Genomic DNA, 19260 nt, shown 5'->3' on the forward strand with positions numbered 1-19260 from the left:
TTGAGTCAGCAGTTAGCCGACGACCTCGGCGGCAAACGCCGGCAGGGTCATGGTCTGCTCGCGGTCCGGGCCGGTGGAGACCATGCCGATCTTTGCGCCGGATTCCTTCTCGAGGAAGCGGAGATAGTCCTGCGCCTTCTTCGGCAGCTTGTCGAACTCGACGATGCCCTCGGTCGACTCCGCCCAGCCGGGCAGCGTGGTGTAGACGGGCTCAAGCGATTCCAGGCCGCGGATATCGGCCGGGACGGTGTCGACGAGCTTGCCGTCGAGCTTGTAGCCGGTGCAGACGGGAATCTCGGTCAGGGAGTCGAGGACGTCCATCTTGGTGACGACCAGCCACTCCGTTCCGTTGATCATGTTGCTGTAGCGGAGCATGGGCAGGTCCATCCATCCGCAGCGGCGCGGGCGGCCTGTGCTGGCGCCGTACTCGTTGCCGCGCTTGCGCAGCTCCTCGCCCATTTCGCCGTGGATCTCGGTGGGGAACGGGCCCTCGCCTACGCGGGTGACGTAGGCCTTGGTGACGCCGATGACGGTGCCGATGGCCGTGGGTCCGACGCCGGTGCCGATGACGGCTCCGCCGGCCGTGGCGGAGGAGCTGGTGACGAACGGGTAGGTGCCGTGGTCAATGTCCAGCAGGGCACCCTGCGCGCCTTCAAACATCAGGCGCTTGCCCTGCTTCAGGCTGGCGTTCAGCAGGCTGGCGGTGTCCACCACGTAGGGAGCCACCTGCTCGGCGTAGCGGGCGTACTCCTCGTAGATCTTGGTGGGGTTCAGCGGCTCGGTTCCCCACAGCGCGTGCGCGATGGAGTTCTTCTCGTGGCAGGCGTTGATGATGTGCGTGCGCAGCAGGGCGGGGTTCAGCAGGTCGATGACGCGCAGGCCGTTGCGGTGCATCTTGTCTTCATAGGCGGGGCCGATGCCGCGGCTGGTGGTGCCGATCTTGGTGCGGCCGGGGGCGTTCTCCGCGGCGAGCTCGATCATGCGGTGGTAGGGCAGGATGACCTGGGCGCGGTCGGAGACGAAGAGCTGTCCATCGACGGGCAGGCCGGTCTCCTTCAGCATTTTGACCTCGGTGAGGAAGGCGGCGGGGTCGAGGACGACTCCGTTGCCGATGACGCCGATGCAGTCCGGGCGGAGGACGCCGCAGGGGATCAGGTGGAGGACGTACTTTTTGCCCTCAATGATGACGGTGTGCCCGGCGTTGTGCCCGCCGGCGTACCGGGCAACGACCTGAAACTTCTCTGAGAGGACGTCGACGATCTTGCCCTTGCCCTCATCGCCCCACTGGGCGCCTAGTACTACTGCTGATTGCTTTAAAGAAGACACTGATTGCTCCAGCTCGCACAAATTATGCGCAGCGTTGAGAACGCCACCGTGTCCTATTTTAGCTTCTATCGTTTGGCGGGTGTCTTCATACGCTAAGCAATAATCATCCGATCATCCGGAACCAGTCACGAACAGATAGTTGCAATCGCTGGACCTCATCGTCGCTGATCGTACAGCAATGGGCGATAGGGCCTCTAAGAAGATTCAGGTTATTCATCACTCGCTCAACGGCTCTTTGGCTACTAAAAATTGTGCCAAACACATCCCAATTCGAAATGATAATGACCGAGAGCTCCCCAAAGTTCGTGTAGTCAATCGCATTATCCGATCGGCGAGTCATACCGCTGTCGATATCACGCTTAACTCTCTCGCCCACGCCCTTTTTTACTGCATCAGGGATGCGGGTGCTATTCCACCAATCCGCTCCCACACTCTCTTGAAGGGTTTCGGATATTAGTGTCCTAATCGCGCTTTCGAGACAATAAAAAAGCTCATAGTGGCGTGCCATAGAAGCAGCTTCTTCTCGCACTTTTTTCTCGAACTGAGGATAGTACTCAGTAATACTCACTTCTCTTTCGATTTGAGAATGGCCAAGTCGAATACCCAACTCTTTCTCTAATGCACGAAGCTCTTCTGTAACTAATAACCCAGACATTCCGAAAGAACGTAAATAGTCTTCTACGTTATTCATTCTTTAAGAGATTCTCCTTTAGGCTCTTGAAGATGGCGTTGAAAACTGCGATGTCCGAAGTGGCTGGGAGGTTCAGGTTTATTGTGTATCCTAAATTTAATCCAATTCCAGTCCCTGATATGTCTGGTGGCGATAAGGGTTCGGGATCGCGGCGGACTGTTATTTCCTGGTTAGGCTCGGTCTGCTGTTTCGCTGCAGTCGAATTGAAATCAGCGAATTTCTTGATGTATTTAATGGCTGCCAAAATAAGTCCAACCGTGCTCGAATCGTCGCCCTGACCAGTTTCTTCAATGATGATTCCACGTAGTTGGTCATCATTGAGTTTGTGCATGTATTCGTTACGTAGGTATAAGGGCCCATATCCTTGCTTGAGAGCTTCAGAGGCTGCCCAACCTGAAAATTGTGGGTTACGAAATTTTTTATAAAGATCTGAAGGGGCGCCGTCAGTGTTCACAAATCCAATTTTCTTGAGAAACGACGTCATTTGGTTTCCAGAGCCACCTTTGATTTGCAAGATGGTCTTGACGAAATCCTGACTTACTCTTTCAGGTACCGCAGCAGACTTGATCGCCAAGAAAGCTTTTTCAATGTTTCCAGGAGCGGTAACGTAAGGAAGACTAGACATATTGACCTTTCTTATCAACGTAGTTACTGGGTTTCTAACTCCGCGTTGAGCCGTGCTCCGCTGCCGGCTACGTTCATCTTGCGGGTCCAGTCGGTGTAGCCCTTTTTCTTGACAGTTACGGTATGGACGCCCGGGGTTACGGTGACGGCTGAGGGTGTGTTTCCCATGAAGACGCCGTCGATCTCGATGTCCGCGCCTGGGACAGAGGATTCGACATTCAGGCTGGCCATTACCGGGGCGGATGACGCTGCGACAGGCGCGGCAAATGGATTGAGTTTTGCCATGTCGAGCTTGGTGTCGCCCTGTACGAAGGCAGTGACTTCCGTTCCTTTCGGAATAGTGATGTCTTTGCCGTGCATGAAGAGGAAGAGTGGGGCAGCCGGAAAGAAGACGATGCCGGTGGCGACCATGGCTCCCGTCATGGCTCCGACGTGTCCGCCGCCTTTGGTGTTTTTGACGGCGCGGAGCTGAATTTTTTCACCTGTGGTGAGGCGGGTGCTGTCGATATTGACGTCGAGCTTGCCACCGCGTCCCATACGCTTTTTCGGTTCAGCGGTGGTGACGGTTGCCAGGGCGGCTGAGCCTTTGGGAATGATGGTGACGCCCTGTACAACGATGTCTTCCGTTACTTCGAATGGGACCTGCTGGCCAACGTGTGCGTCGGCGGAGGAGATGGTTTCCGAGAGGCGCAGTTTGACCTCTGTGCCGTCCATGAGGGTGTTGGGGATCGCAGGACGCGGTGGTTCCTCCTGTGCTGCGGGCGTAGCAGAAACTGCGGAAGCCGGCGGAGGAGTTGTTTGCTGTGCGTAAAGAGAATCACCAAGGGAAAGAAGGCAGACGAGCGCCAAGGAAATAAATGAACGATGCATCTCAACAGTCCTACGAATCAATTGTGGGGAGTGAGAAGAAGAGTACCTTCAGTATTTTGGCACTGCAAGCAAATTTTGAAGTACGACTGGCTGGAAAAGCAGATTCCTCCGCCTGCGGCTGCGGAATGACAGACTAAAAAGGGACGCAACTGGGCACAAAAGGGAAGCAGTCGTTGTTTTTTCTTTTCTTGTTTTGTCATCCCGTAGGGATCTGCTTTTAGAATTTTGGCCATGTCGCGGGAGTATGTTTTCTACGTCTACATTCTGGCCAGCCGCTCGCGGACGCTGTATGTAGGGATGACGAACAACGTTGTGCGTCGCCATACTGAGCATGCTGGTGGGCGTAAGGGGTCGTTTACTGCTCGGTACAAGATTGACCGGCTGGTTTATTACGAACGGCACCAATATGTGCGGAATGCGATTGCTCGTGAAAAAGAGTTGAAGGATTGGAGCCGCGAGAAGAAGGTGGAGTTGATTGAGAAGGTGAATCCTACTTGGGAGGACTTGTCGACGGCATTTTCCCGGAATTACCGGGGTGAGCCGCTGGTTTAGCGGTTGGCAGGAGAAGCAGATCCCTCCGCTACGCTACGGGATGACAGGGCAAGAAAGGCAAAATCGAAAGCAAAAGCCAGAAGCAAAGGCAAGAAGCAGATTCCTCCGCCTTCGGCTGCGGAATGACAAACAAAAACGACAAAAGCGTTATCCGGTAGCATCCTATTGCTATGGCAAATCTGACCTCGATCCCTCTGGAAACCATTACCGATACTCCCACCACTCTGGCGGAGTACTCCGGCAAGGTGTTGTTGATTGTGAATGTGGCTTCGAAGTGTGGGTTTACGCCGCAGTATGCGGGGTTGGAGGCGCTTTTTCGGAAGTACTCCGAGAAGGGGTTGGTGGTGTTGGGCTTTCCTGCGAATGATTTTGGTGGGCAGGAGCCGGGGACCAATCAGGAGATTGCGAAGTTCTGTTCGCTCAGCTACGACGTCAGCTTTCCGATGTTTGCCAAGATTGGCGTGACCGGGTCGTCGATCCATCCGCTTTATAAGGCGCTGATTGAGGCGCAGCCGAAGGCTGTTTCCACCACCGGGAAGGACATGGCCGCCGATCTGCGCGGGTATGGGCTGCCGGTGACCGATCCGCCGGAGGTTTTGTGGAACTTTGAGAAGTTCCTGGTGGGGCGGAATGGCGAGGTGGTGGCGCGGTTTGCTCCGGATACCACACCGGAGGACCCGGCGCTGGTGGCGGCGATCGAGGCGGAGCTGGCGAAGTAGTCCCGTTCTGGCACCCGGGGCGGGAGATGGGTGGTTCCCGGATAACCACACTCGGCACTTGTTTTTGCACAAGGGCGAATGATGGGAAAACCTCGCTACAATCAAGGTGTTCCGTGCGTGTGGGTGAACTGGTAAAGTGGTTCCCAAACGCACGTCAAGGTTTCACCATCATCGGGAGACTCCTCTGCCATGACGACTACTGCTACTCCGCTTCAGGCCGCAGCATCGGCGACGCCGGCCGGCAATCTTGAAATCACGATCTCGCGCGGCGATCTTTTGCGGGAGCTGACGGCGGCGCAGTCCGTGGTGGAGCGCAAGACGACGATTCCGATCCTCTCGAACTTTCTGTTTGAGGCCGACGGCGAGCGCCTGACCATTACGGCGACGGATCTGGACCAGTCGCTGCGGACCTCGACCACCGCGAAGGTGAAGAAGGCTGGGGCCTGCACGATTCCGGCGCGCAAGCTGTATGACTACATCAAGCTGCTGCCCGAGGGCGAGATCAGCATCAAGCTGATGGACAACCACTGGGTGCAGATCCGTGCCGGCCGTTCGAACACCAAGATGGTGGGCATGGCGCGCGCGAACTTCCCCACCGTGCCGGAGTTTCCGGAGGCAGGCGGGTTGAAGATCTCGGTTGCCGGGCTGCGCAGCATGATCTCGAAGACAATTTTTGCCATCAGCAGCGAGGAGTCGCGCTACACGCTGAACGGCGCGCTGCTGGTGCTGAAGTCGGAGTCGATGGCGATGGTTGCCACCGATGGCCATCGCCTGGCGCATATTGAGCGGCTGAACGAGACGATTGCTGGAATTTCGGGCGAGAAGAAGACGCTGATTCCGCGTAAGTGCCTGGGTGAGCTGTCCTCGCTGCTGGCCAACACCGAGGACGACACGCTGGAGTTTGCCGACGACGAGCAGACGCTGTACTTCCGCGTGGGCGGTCGCGTGCTGACCAGCCGCAAGCTGACCGGCCAGTTCCCCAACTACGAGGCCGTTCTGCCGCGCGACAACAACAAGTTTGTGATCGTCCGCAGCGAAGACCTGATGGGTGCGATCCAGCGCGTGGCTCAGTTTGCCGACGAGCGGTCGGGCGCGATCAAGATCCGTCTGGAACAGAACGAACTGAAGATCAGCTCGTCGTCGACGGATTCGGGCGAGTCGGAAGACTCCATCGAGACGCCGTACAGCTACGATCCGCTGGTGGTTGGTTTCAACTCGCAGTACCTGGTGGACTTCCTGAAGGCGATTGGCAACACCGGCGAGGTTCGTCTGGAGTTCAAGGATGCCCAGTCGGCCGGCCAGATGCGCCCCGAGGATACAAACGAAGACCAGAAGTACCGCTACATCCTGATGCCGATGCGCATCTGACGACTACGCGTCGAGCGAGAGGCGCACTTCGTGCGCAAAAAAAGCAAAGCCCCGGCAAGTGCCGGGGCTTTGCTTTGTGGCGTACAGATCACTCGAAAGGGCGTGCGGGGGACTCCCTGATTTTGGCTTTCTCCCGCAGGGCGGCATCGCGTATGAATACCGTATGCGTCCTTCTTTGCGGTTGATTGCGGTAGCCCTGCTGCTTGCCAGTGTCCGTTCCTTTGCCTCCGTCGCTCTGTTGATGGAGGAACCGTTTGGCGAGTTTGGCGCCTTCAATCCGACGGGCCACGCGGCGGTTTACCTGAGCAATATCTGCGCGGAGACGCCGCTGCAGCTGCGTCCCTGCCGCGCGGGTGAGTATGGATCGGTGATCTCGCGGTATCACAAGATCGACGGCAAAGACTGGATTGCGATGCCCCTGGTCCGTTACCTGTACGCGGTGGATACGATCAGCGAGATACCGCAGACGGTGGCGCGGGAGGATGTGGAGCGGCTGCGCGATGCCGCGTGGAAGGCGCACCTGCAGGAGCTGGCGCCGTCCGAGGACGGTGGCGATCCTCCGGGTGGAGAGTGGGTCCAACTGGTGGGCTCCTCGTACGATCGTTCGATCCACGGCTTCCAGATCGACACGACTCCAGAGCAGGATGAGCGCTTTATGGCGTTGTTCAACGACAAAAAGAACCGTGGGCACTTCAACCTGCTGGCGCACAACTGCGCGGACTTCTCGCGCGAGGTGCTGGATACGTACTTTCCGAAGGCCGAACACCGCAGCCTGTTTGCCGACTTCGGCATCATGACGCCGAAGCAGGCGGCGCGCTCGCTGGTGCAGTACAGCAAAAAGCATCCGGAGCTGCATATGACGGCGTTTCTGATTCCGCAGGTGCCGGGCACGGTGAAGCGGAGCATCAAGATTGACGGCGTTTCCGAATCGCTGGTGAAGAGCAAGAAGTACCTGATTCCGCTGGCCGTGCTGGCGCCGGAGGCAACGGGCGGCGTGGTGGCGGACTACCTGGTAGATGGGCGGCACAAACTGCCGAAGAACGCGCGCATGTTTGAGATTGGCGATGTGGTGCTGCCGGGCGAGCCGGCGAATCCTGCCCTTTAGCCCCGGCCGAGTTCGACCTGGTGAAGCGCGATCTGTCGAAGCTGTTCGATCTCGTGCGTGCTCAGCAGGCCGTGGTGTTCGCCGCGGCGGAAGATTACGGCCCAGTCGCCATCGCGGCGCAGTTCCAGCCCACGCGGCAACGACCAGAGGATAGAACGAGTGGACGTGCCGTGGATGGCGACCAGCGTCAGTGGCCGCTGTGCCTTGCCGAAGCCCAGGGAGACATCCAGGGCGACCATGTAGAGCTGCGGAGCGCGCCAGAAGATACAGTTGCAGCCATCGCCCCAGCCCAGGTCGTCGGTCAGGGAGAAGGGGAAGTCCTGCGGAATCTCGTCGTCAGGAAAGTCGCCGCCGGTCTGCTCCGCGAAGTGGCGCATGTGGCTGCCACGGCGGCTGGACAGATGAAGCTGCGGCAGGGTCAGCGTGACCAGCAGCATGGCGGAGACGAGGACAGTGAAGGCAAGCATCCGTTTGCAGGGTGTCGCAACAGCACCAAGAGAGTCAACGGGGCATCCGGGGAGGTACTTTCCGGGTCAACGGGAGTTGGCTAACCTTTCCAGCATGATGCTTAACCCACAATCCGTGGTTGCGGCGGTGGAGGCACACGAGGCCTGGTTTGCGGCCAAGGTGCTTGCTGCCCTGGACGACAGCTACCCGTCTGAGCCTGTCCGCGACGAAGAGCTGGTCGAGACGCACTAAGACCATTACCGATTTGCACCGGACACGGCGCAAACAGGTGATTTGTCTCCGCTGGCGGCCGATACCTTCTTCATGGCAAGGATGTGCTCCGGCGCATCTGCGTGTCGAGGAAGCATGAGGAGATCTGCCGCAAACGCGTCGTTCCCGCACTCTGATGAGATTCAGAAGGCAGCAGTCACAGCGCATGCGTCCTGGTTCGCGATCAGCGTACTGCGCGTTCTGGAGAATGCTGAGGGCGAAGCTCTGCGTGAGGAAGAGCTGGTGGGTGCGTACCCCACCCCCCGGCGTTGCGAGGGTGGGATACCCGGGTGAGTGGGATGACAGATAAACGCTACTCGCGGATGTAGCCGAAGATGGTGTTCAGTACTTCGGCCTTTGCCGGGTGCGACCATACGGCCTCGCGTAGCTGCTGGTATTTCAGGCCGCCCATCATGGCGATCTGGATCATGGCTGCCAGCTCCCCACCGTCAATCGAAAGCATGGATGCGCCCAGGATGAGATCCGTGTCGGCGTCGATGACGACCTTCAGAAGGCCGCGGGGATCGCCCTGCTCGTTGGCGCGGGCCATGTAGTTGACCGGGCAGCTTGCGACCCTGATCTTTCTTCCCTGCTCGCGCGCCTCCTGCTCGTTCAAGCCGATGCGGCCCAGTTCGGGGTCTGTGAACATGGTGTAGTTGATCTCGCGGTTTTTGGTGCTGGTGTTACCACCGTCTCCGTTGCCGTTGTTCAGCAGGTTGGCCCGAATGATCCGGAAGTCGTCGTAGGAGATATGGGTGAAGGCGGGGCCACCCTTCACGTCCCCCAGTGCGTAGACTCCGGGGACACCGGTTTCGAGACGATCGTTTACAGGGATGTAGCCGTGCTTGTCGGTGGCGATGCCGGCCTTGTCGAGAGCGAGCCTGTCAGAGTTTGGCGTGCGCCCGACGGCGACCAGAAGATGCGTGCCGGTGACGACCGTGGGTGCATCGTGAACGCCAAGCTCCAGCGTGACCTGCTGTGCGTCGCCGCTGGTACAGCGGGCGTGGCCGCAGAGAAGGACTTCGATGCCGTCCTCGCGCAGGATCTTCAGCAGCTCTTCCTCGATGTCCATGTCTTCCCTGGGAAGGAAGCGCTCGCCACGTTCGATGACGGTGACCTTGCTGCCGAATCGGCGAAACATCTGTCCGAACTCCAGCGCAATGTAGCTGGCGCCGAGGACGATGAGGTGTTCGGGCACAGCGTCCAGTTCCATGATGGATTCGTTGGTCAGGTAAGGCACGCCTTCCAGTCCGTCCAGATCAGGCAAGGCGGGGCGCGTGCCGGTGTTGATCATGATGTGTTTCGCGGTCAGCTCGCGTGTGCCGCCGTCATTCATGGCGACGGAGATAGAGTTGGGGCCGGTGAAGCTGGCTTCCCCGAAGAGGGTTTCCACGCCGGCGTCGGTCAGACGCTTCTCATTGCCGTGGCGCGACTTGAGCACGATGCCGTCCTTGCGCTCGCGCACTTTGGCCATGTCGACGGAGAAGCTGTCGGGCAGCACCACGCCGAACTCCGCGGCGCGGCCGATCTGGTACGCAACACGCGCGTTGCCCACCATGGTTTTGGTGGGCGTGCAGCCGACGTTGACGCAGGTACCGCCAATCCATTTGCGCTCAATCATGGCGGTCTTCCAGCCGTGCTCGGCCATGGCTTTGGCGAGTGGTACTCCGGCCTGTCCTGCTCCGATGACGATTGCGTCGAACTGTTCTGGCATGTTGCTCCTCTTTCTGCGTTGGATGCCATTGTGCCGGAAGAGGAGTTATTTGCGGATGTGTTTGTGGTGATTTCCCCATTCATCGCTGCGTGATGAGTGAGGCACCCGGGTCAGATGGAAGAAGAAGCAGATTCCTCCGGCTTCGACTTGGCTCAGCCTGCGGAATGACAAACAAGAAGAGCAGAGCTCGCGTGCGTTGGGGCAATGCCTGAACCCCAACCCCACCCTTCCTTGCGGAAGGATGGGGCAGCGAGGGTTTCGATGGTTACTTTACGCTGGGCAGCTCCATCAGCATCTGGCCGTTGCCGGTCTGGACGCTGGGCAGGGCGCCGTTCCAGCGTTCGATCAGCGCGCGCTGGTTTTCCAGCTTGCGGAGCTCAAGCAGTTGCGGCGTGATCGAGGTCTGGCGGATGCGGTTGGCTTCCGCCTCACCCTGGGCACGCGTTACGCTGGCCTTGGCTTCACCTTCAGCCGCGGCAATCTGCTTGGCGGCTTCGGCCTGGGTCTCGGCCAGCTCGTTGCGGGCGCGTTCGGCACTCTGGATCGCCTGCGCCTTCGAGGTGATGGCAGAGGCAATGACCGAGGGAACGCGCGGCGCTCCGATGAAGCCGAACTGCTGGATGCCGACGCCCACAGGATCCATCTTCTGCTGGATCATCTGCTGCACCTTCATCAGGAACTCGGTCTTGTTCTCTCCGTAGATCTGTTCCACCGTGTAGGTGCTGGCTACCTCGTTCAGAGAGTTACGTACCACGTCGCGCAGAATGCCGTGCGTAAAGTGGGCCAGGTCATTGACGCGGTACTTTACGTAGAAGTCCGGCACACGTGCGGGGTCAATCGCGTAGCTCAGCGAGACGTCGGCGTAGATCTCCATTCCCTCCTTCGAGTTGAAGCTCATCTGCTCATTCGTGCCGCGGCCTTCCGTCGTATCCTGCGTCCACTTCACTGTCTGAACGAAGGTAGGAAACTCGATGATTTGCGACTTCAGCGGGCTGTAGAAGACCCATCCGGTACGGATGGGAATTTCACTGGCGCCACGCTGTGAGCCGCTGAGCGAGATCTCCACGCCTTCGTAGCCCGCACCGATGCGCGTGATACTGACGAAGTAGCTGAAGAAAAGGTTCAGGGCGATGATGACCAGTACCGCGATGCCACCCCACTTGAGCAGGAGGCGAAGCATTCGTTTGCCGTTGTCGTCGTCGAAGTTGCCGCCGCCGGCCTTATTGAGAATTTCGTTGAACATGGAACTTACTTACGCCTCCAGAGAAACCAGGTTGCAGAGCAAACCACCACCAGATCGCAGACGAGCAGAAGCATGCCGCCGTAAACGGCTGCGTCGCTCGGTAGATTGAGGAGGTGGAACGCGGTGGTCATCCACTCGAAACCGAGGACGAGCACCAGAAAGGAAAGGACAAATCGGATTGTTATTCGTCGCACATGTCGCCCGACCCTCTCGGGCCATCACAACTGGATTTAAGTATGCGGCGTAAGTGTGCGGTCTAATAGTGGGCGAAAGTGCTATTTACTTGTGGTTAGGCGGAGATATAATTGAGGGTATTGGTGGTTAGGTAAGGCGGCCTTTGGGCTGCTTTTTGTATTTAAAGCGAGAAGCAGATCCTTGCAGGGTGACAAGGGACAAGACAAACAAATGCGGTCGTGCAAATAGAAAAGGCCGGGAGTTCTCCCGGCCTTTCTTTGACTGCAACTTGTAACTTGCAGCTACTGACGCAGATAGGCATAGAGTGGGTACTTCTCCGCCAGTTCGCTAACCTGGCCCTTGATCTTTGCCAGGCGGCCCTCGTCGGTGCGGTGCTCCAGAGCTTCGGCAATCCACTTGGCGATAATGCGCATGTCGTCTTCCTTCATGCCGCGGGTGGTCAGCGCCGGTGTGCCCAGGCGAACGCCCGAAGGCTTGAGCGGAGGATTGGTGTCATACGGAATCGCGTTCTTGTTGACGGTGATGCCGGCTGCGCCGAGAGCGTTCTCCGCCTCGCTGCCAAGGATTCCCTTGGCGAAGACGTCGACCAGCATCAGGTGTGTGTCGGTGCCGCCGGAGATGATGCGGTAGCCTTCGCCCTGCAGAGCTTCCGCAAGCGCCTTGGCATTGGCGACCACCTGTGCGGCGTAGAGCTTGAACTCGGGCTGCAGAGCTTCCTTGAAGGCAACGGCCTTGGCCGCGACGATGTGCATCAGCGGGCCGCCCTGCTGGCCGGGGAAGACGGAGCGGTCGAGGCCCTGTGCGAACTCCTGCGTGCAGAGCACCATGCCTGCGCGGGGGCCGCGCAGCGTCTTGTGGGTGGTGGTGGTGACGAAGTGGGCGTGCGGTACGGGCGAGGGGTGCACGCCGCCCGCAACCAGTCCCGCGAAGTGGGCCATGTCGACCATGAAGTACGCGCCGACCTTATCGGCGATCTGGCGCATGCGGGCGAAGTCGAAGGTGCGCGGGTAGGCAGAGCCGCCGCCGACGATGACCTTGGGCTTTTCGCGCAGGGCTGTTGCTTCCAGCTCGTCGTAATCAACGACCTCGGTGTCCTTGCGGACCTGGTAGCCGACGACGCGGTAGAGCTTGCCGCTGAAGTTCAGCTTGTGGCCGTGGGTCAGGTGGCCTCCGTGGGCCAGGTCCAGGCCGAGGATAGTGTCGCCCGGCTGCAGGATGGTCATGTAGGCCGAGGCGTTGGCCTGCGAGCCGGAGTGCGGCTGCACGTTGGCGTGCTCGGCGCCGAAGAGCTGCTTGGCGCGGTCGCGGGCCAGGTTTTCGACGACGTCGGCATACTCGCAGCCGCCGTAATAGCGCTTACCCGGGTAGCCCTCGGCGTACTTGTTGGTGAAAACGGTGCCGGCAGCCTCCAGCACGGCGCGCGAGACGAAGTTCTCGCTGGCAATCATCTCCAGGCCTTCGTGCTGGCGATGGATCTCTTTTTCGATCATCGCTGCGATATCTGGGTCGGAGGAGGCGAGGGGTGCATTGAAGTCGATCGGCATAGGGATATTTTAGTGGCTGGAAGTATTCCGTTGACGAGCGAGTTGGCATGTCCTATGCTTGGCCCGTTCAAACTCCCCCTGACAATTTGTTCCCTCGGCGCACGCCGCGGTATCTCAAACCCTGCACGGAGCTTGATATGGGTGATCTGAATCTGCTCAATCCTGACCATTGGGGCCAGGCAATTACGGCTATTGGGGCATTTGGAACAGCTGCTTTTGGCATTGTGGATGCAACGAAGGCGTTCTGGGGCGGGATCTCTCGTGCCGGGCTGGGATATCTGCGCGGATTTCTCGGCCAGGTGGCGGTGCCTACGGAGGATAGTGTCTTTCCTCCTGACTCCGCGCTGACCAATGCCGGGATCTTCGAAACTATCAAGGCGAAGTGGCTGAATGGGACGGTTCTGGCAGATCAGAAGAGCGCGTTGAAGGCCCTGATCAAGTTGCGGTTAAACCCGTCCACAGCCGCGTCACTGGCCAGGGCAACCGCCGTGGACGCCACATTGCTGGCTGCGGTCGCGGCAAAGCTGGTGCGCGGAGCGGGCCTGTCGACCGACCCGGCACAGGCCGCGGCGGAAACCCAGCTGACTCCGGCGGAGATGGATGTCTACAGCCGGTTTGACCTGATTCTGACCACGCTGATTGACCGTGCCTATGAGCGGGCCGACCAGTTCTACCGTAATTGCGCGAAGCTGCTGGCCGGGGTTGTGGCGGTGTTGCTTGCCCTTCTGATTACCGCGAGCACCGGAACGCATGAACCGGTGGAATATGGACGAGCTGTGCTTGTGGGGCTGCTGGCGACACCACTTGCTCCCATCGCGAAAGATCTCTCAACCGCGGTGGCTACTGCCGTAAAAACATTCAAGGCGACCTAGGGTATGCCCATCGCACACGACTGGTTTATTGATCTGAGAGCGCACTCGCATGGCGGCCCGGTTGGCACGCTGAAGATCACCGACGGGCAGGGCGGTCTTTATAGCGTTGCCGACCTGCGATCCGCGATCAACGGGCAGGATGTGCTGTTGATGGCGCATGGCTATAACGTGAACCGGCCCAATGGCGTGGTGTCACTGAACAACTTCAAAGCGGCCCTGGCCGCGCCTGCGCCGTTCTTTATCGGCATTCTTTGGCCGGGCGACTGCATCCTGCCTATCTTTATCGACTATGTATGGGAGGGCGGCGAAGCCAACAAGAGCGGTGACCTGCTTGGCCAGTTTGTCGCCAGTCAGTTGGCTCCCGTGGCGTTGTCGATCTCGTATGCTTCGCACTCGCTGGGGGCGCGGGTGGTGCTGCGCGCGCTGGCGGCCATGGGTAAGGGAGCGAAGGTGCGGCAGGCGGTGCTGATGGCTGCCGCGGTCGAGAACAATTCCCTGACGGCGGATTTTGACAACGCCGCGGACGCGGTCGAGCATATCTCGGTGGTCGCATCGCGCAAGGACTACGTGCTGGAGCTGGCGTATCCGCCTGGGAACCTGGTTGGATCGCTCTTTGATGAGGACAGCCCGAATCTGAAGGCCGCGCTGGGCCGCTCCGGGCCAACGCAGAACCGGGACAACCTCTGGCCCACGGCAAAGCTGCCCGATAGCTGGAACTACGGCCACCTGGACTACCTGTCGCACGACCCGATGGCGGGTGTCATACCAGAGATGGATACCGTGCCTGATCCGGCGAGCACGTCCAAGTGGCCAGCGAATCTACCGGTAGCACTGGAGACCGCCAAGTGGAAGCCATGCTGGTCTCCTTCGTTTCTTTCGAGCCGCTGGCATAAGAGTTAAGCGCTACGGTTTGAGCCGCAGCGCCTGCTTCAGTTCAGGAATGTCATAGCTGAGTACAACACCCGGTACCAGGTTCTCCGGAGCGTTGGTGGTGATGGGCTGCTTGACGATGCTGCTCCAAGTGGGTGCGTCCCCGGGCTGCAAATGCTTGAGGCGGCTGTCGAGCACGGCGGCCTGCAGGAGCACAGGGCCAAGGCCGTCTTCTGCGATGGCAGTGATGTTGCCGCAATCGAAGGTGCGCTGGGTGCAGGCCCAGTTGGTGGCGGCGATCAGGTCGTCGATACGCATGCCGACCAGAGTTTTGCCAACCAGCAGGGCGCGCAGGTTCAGCAGGTAGAAGTCGCCCAGAGCTTTGGCCTTCTGCTCTTCCCCGCCTGCGGGTGAGGGGCGCATGCCGACGGCGAGTACGTTGCCTCCGCTGGCTGCGGCGGCCTTGTGCATCACTTCGTGGGTGGCATCGCTGGTCACGTCGCGAGCGAGCAGGATGGTCAGAGGCAGTTTTTTTGTACTGGCTGGTGTGATCATGGCCAGCGGAACGTCGACATCGGCGTGCAGAACGCCGGGGAGCATGGCGTTGTTGGTTTTGGCCATCGCGCGGTCGGCCTTGAGGGTCGCCGCACCGGGGAGGATGGTGGCTCCGGTTGCGGTGCGGATGCGCTTCGGCAGCGGCGGCAAAGAGCGAGACATGATCGCCAGCTTCCGGGGCATGCGCGCGCGATTCAGTGAGGAGACCGTTTCGGCATCCGCGAAGCTGGAGCCTACCTGGCCGGTCTTTGTGCATTGCAGGGCGTCGGCGGGTGGCTTCTGTCCGAAGACGGGTTCGACCCGGGCGGTCTGTACGGCGAGGCCGGTGCGGAAGAAGTCGAGGATCTGGCCGAAGATGGGACGCAGGTTGCCGTGGGGTCCGGGGCCAGTGATCCACTGGACGTTTTTCTCTGCGCCGAAGTGGCTGTAGAAGCCCCGAATCTCTTCGACGGCGGCTTTGGCTCCGGCGAAGGGGAACATGTCTTCGGTGGTGGAGATGACGGCGTAGGGGCGGGGTGCGGCCAGTTCGGCCCAGTCGGGGATGTTGAGGCCTTCGGCGATGAAGCGGGGGATGGTCTGCTCAGCCTCCTGCACGCCGGTAGCGGAGGGCAGAAGTTCTTCAAAGCGGCCCATGTAACAGGCGACGCCGGCTATCTTGATGCGCGGGTCGAGTGCGGTGAGATAAGCGGTGTCGGTACCTCCGCCGGAGCAGCCGAATGCCGCGATGCGCCTGGGGTCAATCTCCGGGCGGGTCAGCAGGTAGTCGACGCCGCGCATGCCGTCATTGATGAAATAGCGCGAGATGTGGTCGCCGATGAGCATGGGCTGCAGGCTGGCCTCGGCGTGCTCGCCGGTGGGGCGCTCCATCCGGGATTTGCCGGTGGCGGGGTCAAGATATTGCAAGCGCTCGCCCTGGCCAAGCGGGTCAATGGCCAGCACGGCGATGCCGTTGCGCGCGAAGTTGCTGGCGAAGGCGTACTCGCCTGCTTTGCCCTCGGGGGAGTGGCCGGGTGTTTCCAGGATTGCGGGAAACGGTCCGTCGCCCTGGGGCAGGTAGAGGTTCGCGGTGACGTAGAAGCGCGGAAGGCTCTGGTAGATAACGCGCTCAACGCGGAAGCCATCGCCCTGCCACTGGCCTACGATCTGCGGACTGAGCAGGCCGCGTTCCTTTTCGCCGGGCAGGCCGCCGATCAACTGCAGAATTTTGGCGCGGACCTGGGCCTGGCGGTTCTTTGCGTCGTCTTCCGTGTGGATGGTGGCAACGGTGGCGGCGCGTTTGGCCAGCATGCCATCAGCGGTGGTGGTGAGCTGTTGAATCAACGCGCTGCGCGCCGGGGATTCCTTGCCTGCGGGAGGTTTTCCCTGTCCCAGAACACTGATGCTTGCCGCCACAAGAACAACCGCTGTACCCAATCTCTGCATGATTCCGGTTCTACCACGCGCGGGCGGGTGCTACCAAAGTGGCATGGGGCTAACGCCGGCAGGCGATATGACGCGCAATGAAAGGGAGAGATGCTGATTGCGGTACAGGCGGGAGATTCCTTCTTTGTGGGAATTGCCCGCCAAAGTTACGAGTCCTTCCGGGAGTTCGCAGAGTCAAAACAGTGTCAGCGTTTTGTCTCGGAACGACGGGGGGATAACGCTGATGAAGGAGTGTGCATCCCAGATATCTATCCGCTGCGCTAAAGCAGTGGGGGATGGTGGCCGATGAACATGATGAACGCCATGATGGACATTTTGCTGGGCTGCAGCCTGGTTGCTGTGGTCGTGATTCCCTGCCTGGTTGCTTCGCGCTTTGGCAAGGCTCAGGCCCACACCAACAAGACTGCGTAACGACAATCCGCTGAGCTGTACCCTGACCCCCGGGCTACTAACCCGCTGAACGCAGGCGCTTGAAGGCGCGATGGACGAAGGTGCCAAGATACCACCCGTCTATCCACGCATAGGGTTTCTCTCCTACGACGTAATGTCCGCAGGGCAATACTCGAGGTGTATGCGGAATGCCGCGCTGCTCAAAGCTGCGCAGCACCTCCAGAGAGAACTCCAGAGGAAAGGTCAGGTCGTAGGTGGCGTAGACCACCAGCGTCTGGCGGTCCTTCACGCGCGCGAAGTGCTCCATGTAATTGCGTGGGCTGATGGCCTCAAAGCAGGCGACCACGTCTTCCCGCGAAAGTCCTGCCTGTTCAAACGCCGCGCGCACATGCCGCGTGCTCTGCCCCTGCCACACCACATCTCCAAAACTTGTGGACGCGTGATTGAAAGCGCAGACCTTCAACCGCTGATCAAAGGCGGCGGAGAGGAAGGCGTATTCCGAGCCAAGGCTTGTACCCAGCACACCGAAGTGCGTGTAGCCCTGCTGCTGAAGCCAGTCCACGCAACTGCGCACATCGACGACGGCCTGGCGAACGGCCTCAATGGTGCGGCCAATGTTGGAACTGACGGCGTAGTCGCTGCGCTCCAGCTCCGCAGGCCGGCGGATGTCGTGGTAGGGCTTCGAGAGCCGAAGCGCGGAGACGCCGGACTTATTGAACAGCTCACACAGAACGTTGTGGCTGAAGGCGTCGGCATTCCACTGCGGCATCACGATGATGGCCTGCTTCGGACGTTTGGGGTCTTTGTGTTCCGGCGCCGGATACCAGCGAGCGTTGACGATGTCGTTTTCGGGATACTGCGTGCGCACGGCCGAGGTGAAACGCAGGAAGTCGGCCGGCTCAATCAGACCCTCTTCGGCGTTGGCCTTCAGCAGGGCATCCTGCGCCAGGGTCTCCGGGCGCACGTTGGTTGGGAAAAGCTGGGGGTACCGCCGCTCCAGCCGGAAGTCGGTGGGCGTCTGGTAGCTGAAGAACTCGTCCGCGTTGGCGACGATGTGGCCATTGATGGCCTTCATGGAGCCGAGCGGGTCTTCCTCGATGTGCGTGCCCCACTCCTCCAGCCAGTCAAAGCCCCACTCCATGGGGCGGACAAGGCGGTTGGTATCGCGTGTGGTCAGGCGTGTCTCCCACGCATACATCCAGTCTGAATACAGCTTCTTGAACATTCCTCTTTAGTTTATCGGGGATAGCGGGAACAGGGGATGAATGCGCGACGGTCAAATTCCACGTTTAAGGTATTCACCACGGCTAGCCCCGACAACTCTCTTGAACGCCTTGCGGAACGCAGCGTCGGACTCGTAACCGACTGACCGGGCAACGTGGATGAGTTTCCTGTCGCGCTGTTGAAGGAACTGCATCGCCTTCTGCATGCGCCACTCGGTGACGTATTCCAGCGGCGTTTGTTCCAGCAGCTCTCTTAAAACGTGCGGATCTCGATGATTGCCAGGGCTCTCATCGAGATCCGGTTGGCTGCCTTATACCTGGCTGTAATCCATGGCGTCGAGGTCGGCGATCAGGCCCGGGCCGGTGGGCGTCCAGTTCAGCTTCTGGCGGGTGATGGCGCTGGACGACGGCATGTCGTGTCCAATGAAGTGGCCAAGCCAGCCGAAGTGCGCGGGCGCTTCTTCGGGAGTGATGCTCTTCACCGGCACCTTCAGGCCGCGGCCAATGGCTTCCGCGATTTCCTTCATGGAGACGCCTTCTTCGTCGACGGCGTGATAGATCGCGCCGGGCTCGGCCTTTTCAAACGCCAGACGATACAGCGTGGCCACACTGGTGATGTGTGCCGCGGGCCAGCGGTTGCCGCCGTCGCCTACGTAGACGGAGACACCCTTTTGCTTTGCGGTGGCCGTGACATAGGGCACAAGGCCCTGCCTGCGCGGGTCATGCACCTGGGGCAGGCGGACGACGGAGGTATTCACGCCGCGTCCGGTCAGGTCGCGAACAGCGGCTTCTGAGGCTCCGCGCGGGTTCCAGGTGGCGACGGGGCTGTCCTCGGTTGACGGCTTGCCGTCGACGTTGGCGGCGATGGCCGTGCCGGAGGTGATGACGAAGGGGCGGTTGGAGCCGAGAAGCACCTCGCCCATGGCAAGGATGGCTGCGCGGTCGTCGTCGCAGTTCTGCTGGAAGCGCGAGAAGTCGTGGTTGAAGGCCAGGTGGATGACGCCGTCAGAGTCTGCAGCGCCCTGCCGCAGGCTTTCCAGGTCTTCGATATTGCCGAACTTTACCTCTGCGCCTACGGCGCGGAGGGCTTCCGCTCCAGCCTGAGAGCGGGTGAGGCCAAGTACCTGGTGGCCCGCCGCGATGAGCTGCTGCACAAGCGGAGTGCCGATGAAGCCGGTGGCTCCAGTAACGAAGATACGCATGAGAGATGTCTCCTAAACCTTGGGTGTGAGCGGCCCTGAATGCCGTCTGTTGAATAGA

General features: G+C 60.0%; 20 protein-coding genes. 8 read left to right on the forward strand and 12 right to left on the reverse strand.

The window, feature by feature from the left end; all coding sequences use genetic code 11:
* Positions 1-12: 12 nt before the first annotated feature.
* The 4 genes from OHL13_RS15315 to OHL13_RS15330 all read right to left on the reverse strand — a co-directional run bounded on the left by OHL13_RS15315 (position 13) and on the right by OHL13_RS15330 (position 3511).
* On the reverse strand, positions 13-1326 hold the full coding sequence (locus OHL13_RS15315; RefSeq protein ID WP_263410997.1) for an adenylosuccinate synthase: 1314 nt from the start codon (positions 1324-1326) through the stop codon (positions 13-15).
* Between the two features lie 103 nt (positions 1327-1429).
* Positions 1430-2017, reverse strand: a complete 588-nt coding sequence (locus OHL13_RS15320; RefSeq protein ID WP_263410998.1) for a Swt1 family HEPN domain-containing protein — start codon at positions 2015-2017, stop codon at positions 1430-1432.
* Complete coding sequence (locus OHL13_RS15325; protein WP_263410999.1) at positions 2010-2642, reverse strand: DUF5343 domain-containing protein; 633 nt, start codon at positions 2640-2642, stop codon at positions 2010-2012. Before OHL13_RS15325 ends, OHL13_RS15320 begins: the two co-directional genes overlap by 8 nt.
* Before the next feature lie 23 nt (positions 2643-2665).
* Positions 2666-3511: a PEGA domain-containing protein gene (locus OHL13_RS15330; RefSeq protein ID WP_263411000.1), complete on the reverse strand. Its 846-nt coding sequence runs from the start codon at positions 3509-3511 to the stop codon at positions 2666-2668.
* A gap of 231 nt (positions 3512-3742) precedes the next feature.
* Here OHL13_RS15330 and OHL13_RS15335 point away from each other — a divergent pair, with 231 nt between their 5' ends.
* The 4 genes from OHL13_RS15335 to OHL13_RS15350 all read left to right on the forward strand — a co-directional run bounded on the left by OHL13_RS15335 (position 3743) and on the right by OHL13_RS15350 (position 7255).
* Positions 3743-4063 (forward strand): GIY-YIG nuclease family protein, encoded by a 321-nt coding sequence (locus OHL13_RS15335; protein ID WP_263411001.1) that lies wholly within the window; start codon positions 3743-3745, stop codon positions 4061-4063.
* Positions 4064-4233: 170 nt separating this feature from the next.
* Positions 4234-4782 carry a glutathione peroxidase gene (locus tag OHL13_RS15340; protein WP_263411002.1) on the forward strand — a complete coding sequence of 183 codons (549 nt, stop codon included), beginning with the start codon at positions 4234-4236 and terminating at the stop codon, positions 4780-4782.
* Between the two features lie 189 nt (positions 4783-4971).
* Complete coding sequence (gene dnaN / locus OHL13_RS15345) at positions 4972-6150, forward strand: DNA polymerase III subunit beta (RefSeq protein ID WP_263411003.1); 1179 nt, start codon at positions 4972-4974, stop codon at positions 6148-6150.
* Between the two features lie 163 nt (positions 6151-6313).
* The gene (locus OHL13_RS15350) at positions 6314-7255 is read left to right on the forward strand and encodes a hypothetical protein (RefSeq protein ID WP_263411004.1); all 942 of its coding nucleotides are present in this window, start codon (positions 6314-6316) and stop codon (positions 7253-7255) included.
* Here OHL13_RS15350 and OHL13_RS15355 read toward each other — a convergent pair.
* On the reverse strand, positions 7252-7722 hold the full coding sequence (locus OHL13_RS15355; RefSeq protein WP_263411005.1) for a hypothetical protein: 471 nt from the start codon (positions 7720-7722) through the stop codon (positions 7252-7254). The two genes, OHL13_RS15350 and OHL13_RS15355, sit on opposite strands and share 4 nt — an antisense overlap.
* Before the next feature lie 94 nt (positions 7723-7816).
* On the opposite strand from OHL13_RS15355, the gene OHL13_RS15360 reads away from it, so the two are divergent.
* Entirely contained in the window at positions 7817-7954 is a 138-nt protein-coding gene (locus OHL13_RS15360) for a hypothetical protein (RefSeq protein WP_263411006.1), read from the forward strand.
* Positions 7955-8285: 331 nt separating this feature from the next.
* Here the strand turns inward: OHL13_RS15360 and OHL13_RS15365 are convergent, their stop codons facing one another.
* The 3 genes from OHL13_RS15365 to glyA all read right to left on the reverse strand — a co-directional run bounded on the left by OHL13_RS15365 (position 8286) and on the right by glyA (position 12668).
* A complete protein-coding gene (locus OHL13_RS15365; protein ID WP_263411007.1) occupies positions 8286-9686 on the reverse strand; it encodes a mercuric reductase in 1401 nt (466 codons plus the stop codon).
* Between the two features lie 265 nt (positions 9687-9951).
* On the reverse strand, positions 9952-10929 hold the full coding sequence (locus OHL13_RS15370; protein WP_263411008.1) for an SPFH domain-containing protein: 978 nt from the start codon (positions 10927-10929) through the stop codon (positions 9952-9954).
* A gap of 476 nt (positions 10930-11405) precedes the next feature.
* Positions 11406-12668 (reverse strand): serine hydroxymethyltransferase, encoded by a 1263-nt coding sequence (gene glyA / locus OHL13_RS15375; protein ID WP_263411009.1) that lies wholly within the window; start codon positions 12666-12668, stop codon positions 11406-11408.
* A 137-nt stretch (positions 12669-12805) separates the two neighbouring features.
* Here glyA and OHL13_RS15380 point away from each other — a divergent pair, with 137 nt between their 5' ends.
* Together OHL13_RS15380 and OHL13_RS15385 are read left to right on the forward strand one after the other, a co-directional pair.
* Entirely contained in the window at positions 12806-13540 is a 735-nt protein-coding gene (locus OHL13_RS15380; RefSeq protein WP_263411010.1) for a hypothetical protein, read from the forward strand.
* A gap of 3 nt (positions 13541-13543) precedes the next feature.
* On the forward strand, positions 13544-14440 hold the full coding sequence (locus tag OHL13_RS15385; protein WP_263411011.1) for an alpha/beta hydrolase: 897 nt from the start codon (positions 13544-13546) through the stop codon (positions 14438-14440).
* Positions 14441-14443: 3 nt separating this feature from the next.
* Here the strand turns inward: OHL13_RS15385 and OHL13_RS15390 are convergent, their stop codons facing one another.
* Positions 14444-16387, reverse strand: coding sequence for an alpha/beta hydrolase family protein (locus tag OHL13_RS15390; protein ID WP_263411012.1), 1944 nt, complete (start codon positions 16385-16387; stop codon positions 14444-14446).
* 285 nt (positions 16388-16672) lie between these two features.
* Here OHL13_RS15390 and OHL13_RS15395 point away from each other — a divergent pair, with 285 nt between their 5' ends.
* The gene (locus OHL13_RS15395) at positions 16673-16798 is read left to right on the forward strand and encodes a hypothetical protein (RefSeq protein WP_263411013.1); all 126 of its coding nucleotides are present in this window, start codon (positions 16673-16675) and stop codon (positions 16796-16798) included.
* 37 nt (positions 16799-16835) lie between these two features.
* On the opposite strand, the gene OHL13_RS15400 is transcribed toward OHL13_RS15395, so the two are convergent.
* The 3 genes from OHL13_RS15400 to OHL13_RS15410 form a co-directional block, all read right to left on the reverse strand.
* On the reverse strand, positions 16836-18002 hold the full coding sequence (locus OHL13_RS15400; protein WP_263411014.1) for an alpha/beta fold hydrolase: 1167 nt from the start codon (positions 18000-18002) through the stop codon (positions 16836-16838).
* A 51-nt stretch (positions 18003-18053) separates the two neighbouring features.
* Entirely contained in the window at positions 18054-18206 is a 153-nt protein-coding gene (locus tag OHL13_RS15405) for a helix-turn-helix domain-containing protein (protein ID WP_399255888.1), read from the reverse strand.
* A gap of 105 nt (positions 18207-18311) precedes the next feature.
* Positions 18312-19202, reverse strand: coding sequence for an SDR family oxidoreductase (locus OHL13_RS15410; protein WP_263411015.1), 891 nt, complete (start codon positions 19200-19202; stop codon positions 18312-18314).
* Positions 19203-19260 lie beyond the last annotated feature (58 nt).

This window comes from Terriglobus tenax (assembly GCF_025685395.1).
Classification (GTDB): Bacteria; Acidobacteriota; Terriglobia; order Terriglobales; family Acidobacteriaceae; genus Terriglobus; species Terriglobus tenax.

What these genes read in the sequence shown, in the direction of transcription:
- OHL13_RS15385 (WP_263411011.1), top strand. Translation starts at nt 13,544, where the DNA reads ATGCCCATCGCACACGACTGGTTTATTGATCTGAGAGCGCACTCGCAT.
- OHL13_RS15340 (WP_263411002.1), top strand. Translation starts at nt 4,234, where the DNA reads ATGGCAAATCTGACCTCGATCCCTCTGGAAACCATTACCGATACTCCC.
- dnaN (WP_263411003.1), top strand. Translation starts at nt 4,972, where the DNA reads ATGACGACTACTGCTACTCCGCTTCAGGCCGCAGCATCGGCGACGCCG.
- OHL13_RS15320 (WP_263410998.1), bottom strand. Translation starts at nt 2,017, where the DNA reads ATGAATAACGTAGAAGACTATTTACGTTCTTTCGGAATGTCTGGGTTA.
- OHL13_RS15325 (WP_263410999.1), bottom strand. Translation starts at nt 2,642, where the DNA reads ATGTCTAGTCTTCCTTACGTTACCGCTCCTGGAAACATTGAAAAAGCT.
- OHL13_RS15395 (WP_263411013.1), top strand. Translation starts at nt 16,673, where the DNA reads ATGAACATGATGAACGCCATGATGGACATTTTGCTGGGCTGCAGCCTG.
- OHL13_RS15350 (WP_263411004.1), top strand. Translation starts at nt 6,314, where the DNA reads ATGCGTCCTTCTTTGCGGTTGATTGCGGTAGCCCTGCTGCTTGCCAGT.
- OHL13_RS15400 (WP_263411014.1), bottom strand. Translation starts at nt 18,002, where the DNA reads ATGTTCAAGAAGCTGTATTCAGACTGGATGTATGCGTGGGAGACACGC.
- OHL13_RS15365 (WP_263411007.1), bottom strand. Translation starts at nt 9,686, where the DNA reads ATGCCAGAACAGTTCGACGCAATCGTCATCGGAGCAGGACAGGCCGGA.
- OHL13_RS15370 (WP_263411008.1), bottom strand. Translation starts at nt 10,929, where the DNA reads ATGTTCAACGAAATTCTCAATAAGGCCGGCGGCGGCAACTTCGACGAC.
- OHL13_RS15330 (WP_263411000.1), bottom strand. Translation starts at nt 3,511, where the DNA reads ATGCATCGTTCATTTATTTCCTTGGCGCTCGTCTGCCTTCTTTCCCTT.
- OHL13_RS15390 (WP_263411012.1), bottom strand. Translation starts at nt 16,387, where the DNA reads ATGCAGAGATTGGGTACAGCGGTTGTTCTTGTGGCGGCAAGCATCAGT.
- OHL13_RS15360 (WP_263411006.1), top strand. Translation starts at nt 7,817, where the DNA reads ATGATGCTTAACCCACAATCCGTGGTTGCGGCGGTGGAGGCACACGAG.
- OHL13_RS15405 (WP_399255888.1), bottom strand. Translation starts at nt 18,206, where the DNA reads ATGCAGAAGGCGATGCAGTTCCTTCAACAGCGCGACAGGAAACTCATC.
- OHL13_RS15335 (WP_263411001.1), top strand. Translation starts at nt 3,743, where the DNA reads ATGTCGCGGGAGTATGTTTTCTACGTCTACATTCTGGCCAGCCGCTCG.
- OHL13_RS15410 (WP_263411015.1), bottom strand. Translation starts at nt 19,202, where the DNA reads ATGCGTATCTTCGTTACTGGAGCCACCGGCTTCATCGGCACTCCGCTT.
- OHL13_RS15380 (WP_263411010.1), top strand. Translation starts at nt 12,806, where the DNA reads ATGGGTGATCTGAATCTGCTCAATCCTGACCATTGGGGCCAGGCAATT.
- OHL13_RS15355 (WP_263411005.1), bottom strand. Translation starts at nt 7,722, where the DNA reads ATGCTTGCCTTCACTGTCCTCGTCTCCGCCATGCTGCTGGTCACGCTG.
- glyA (WP_263411009.1), bottom strand. Translation starts at nt 12,668, where the DNA reads ATGCCGATCGACTTCAATGCACCCCTCGCCTCCTCCGACCCAGATATC.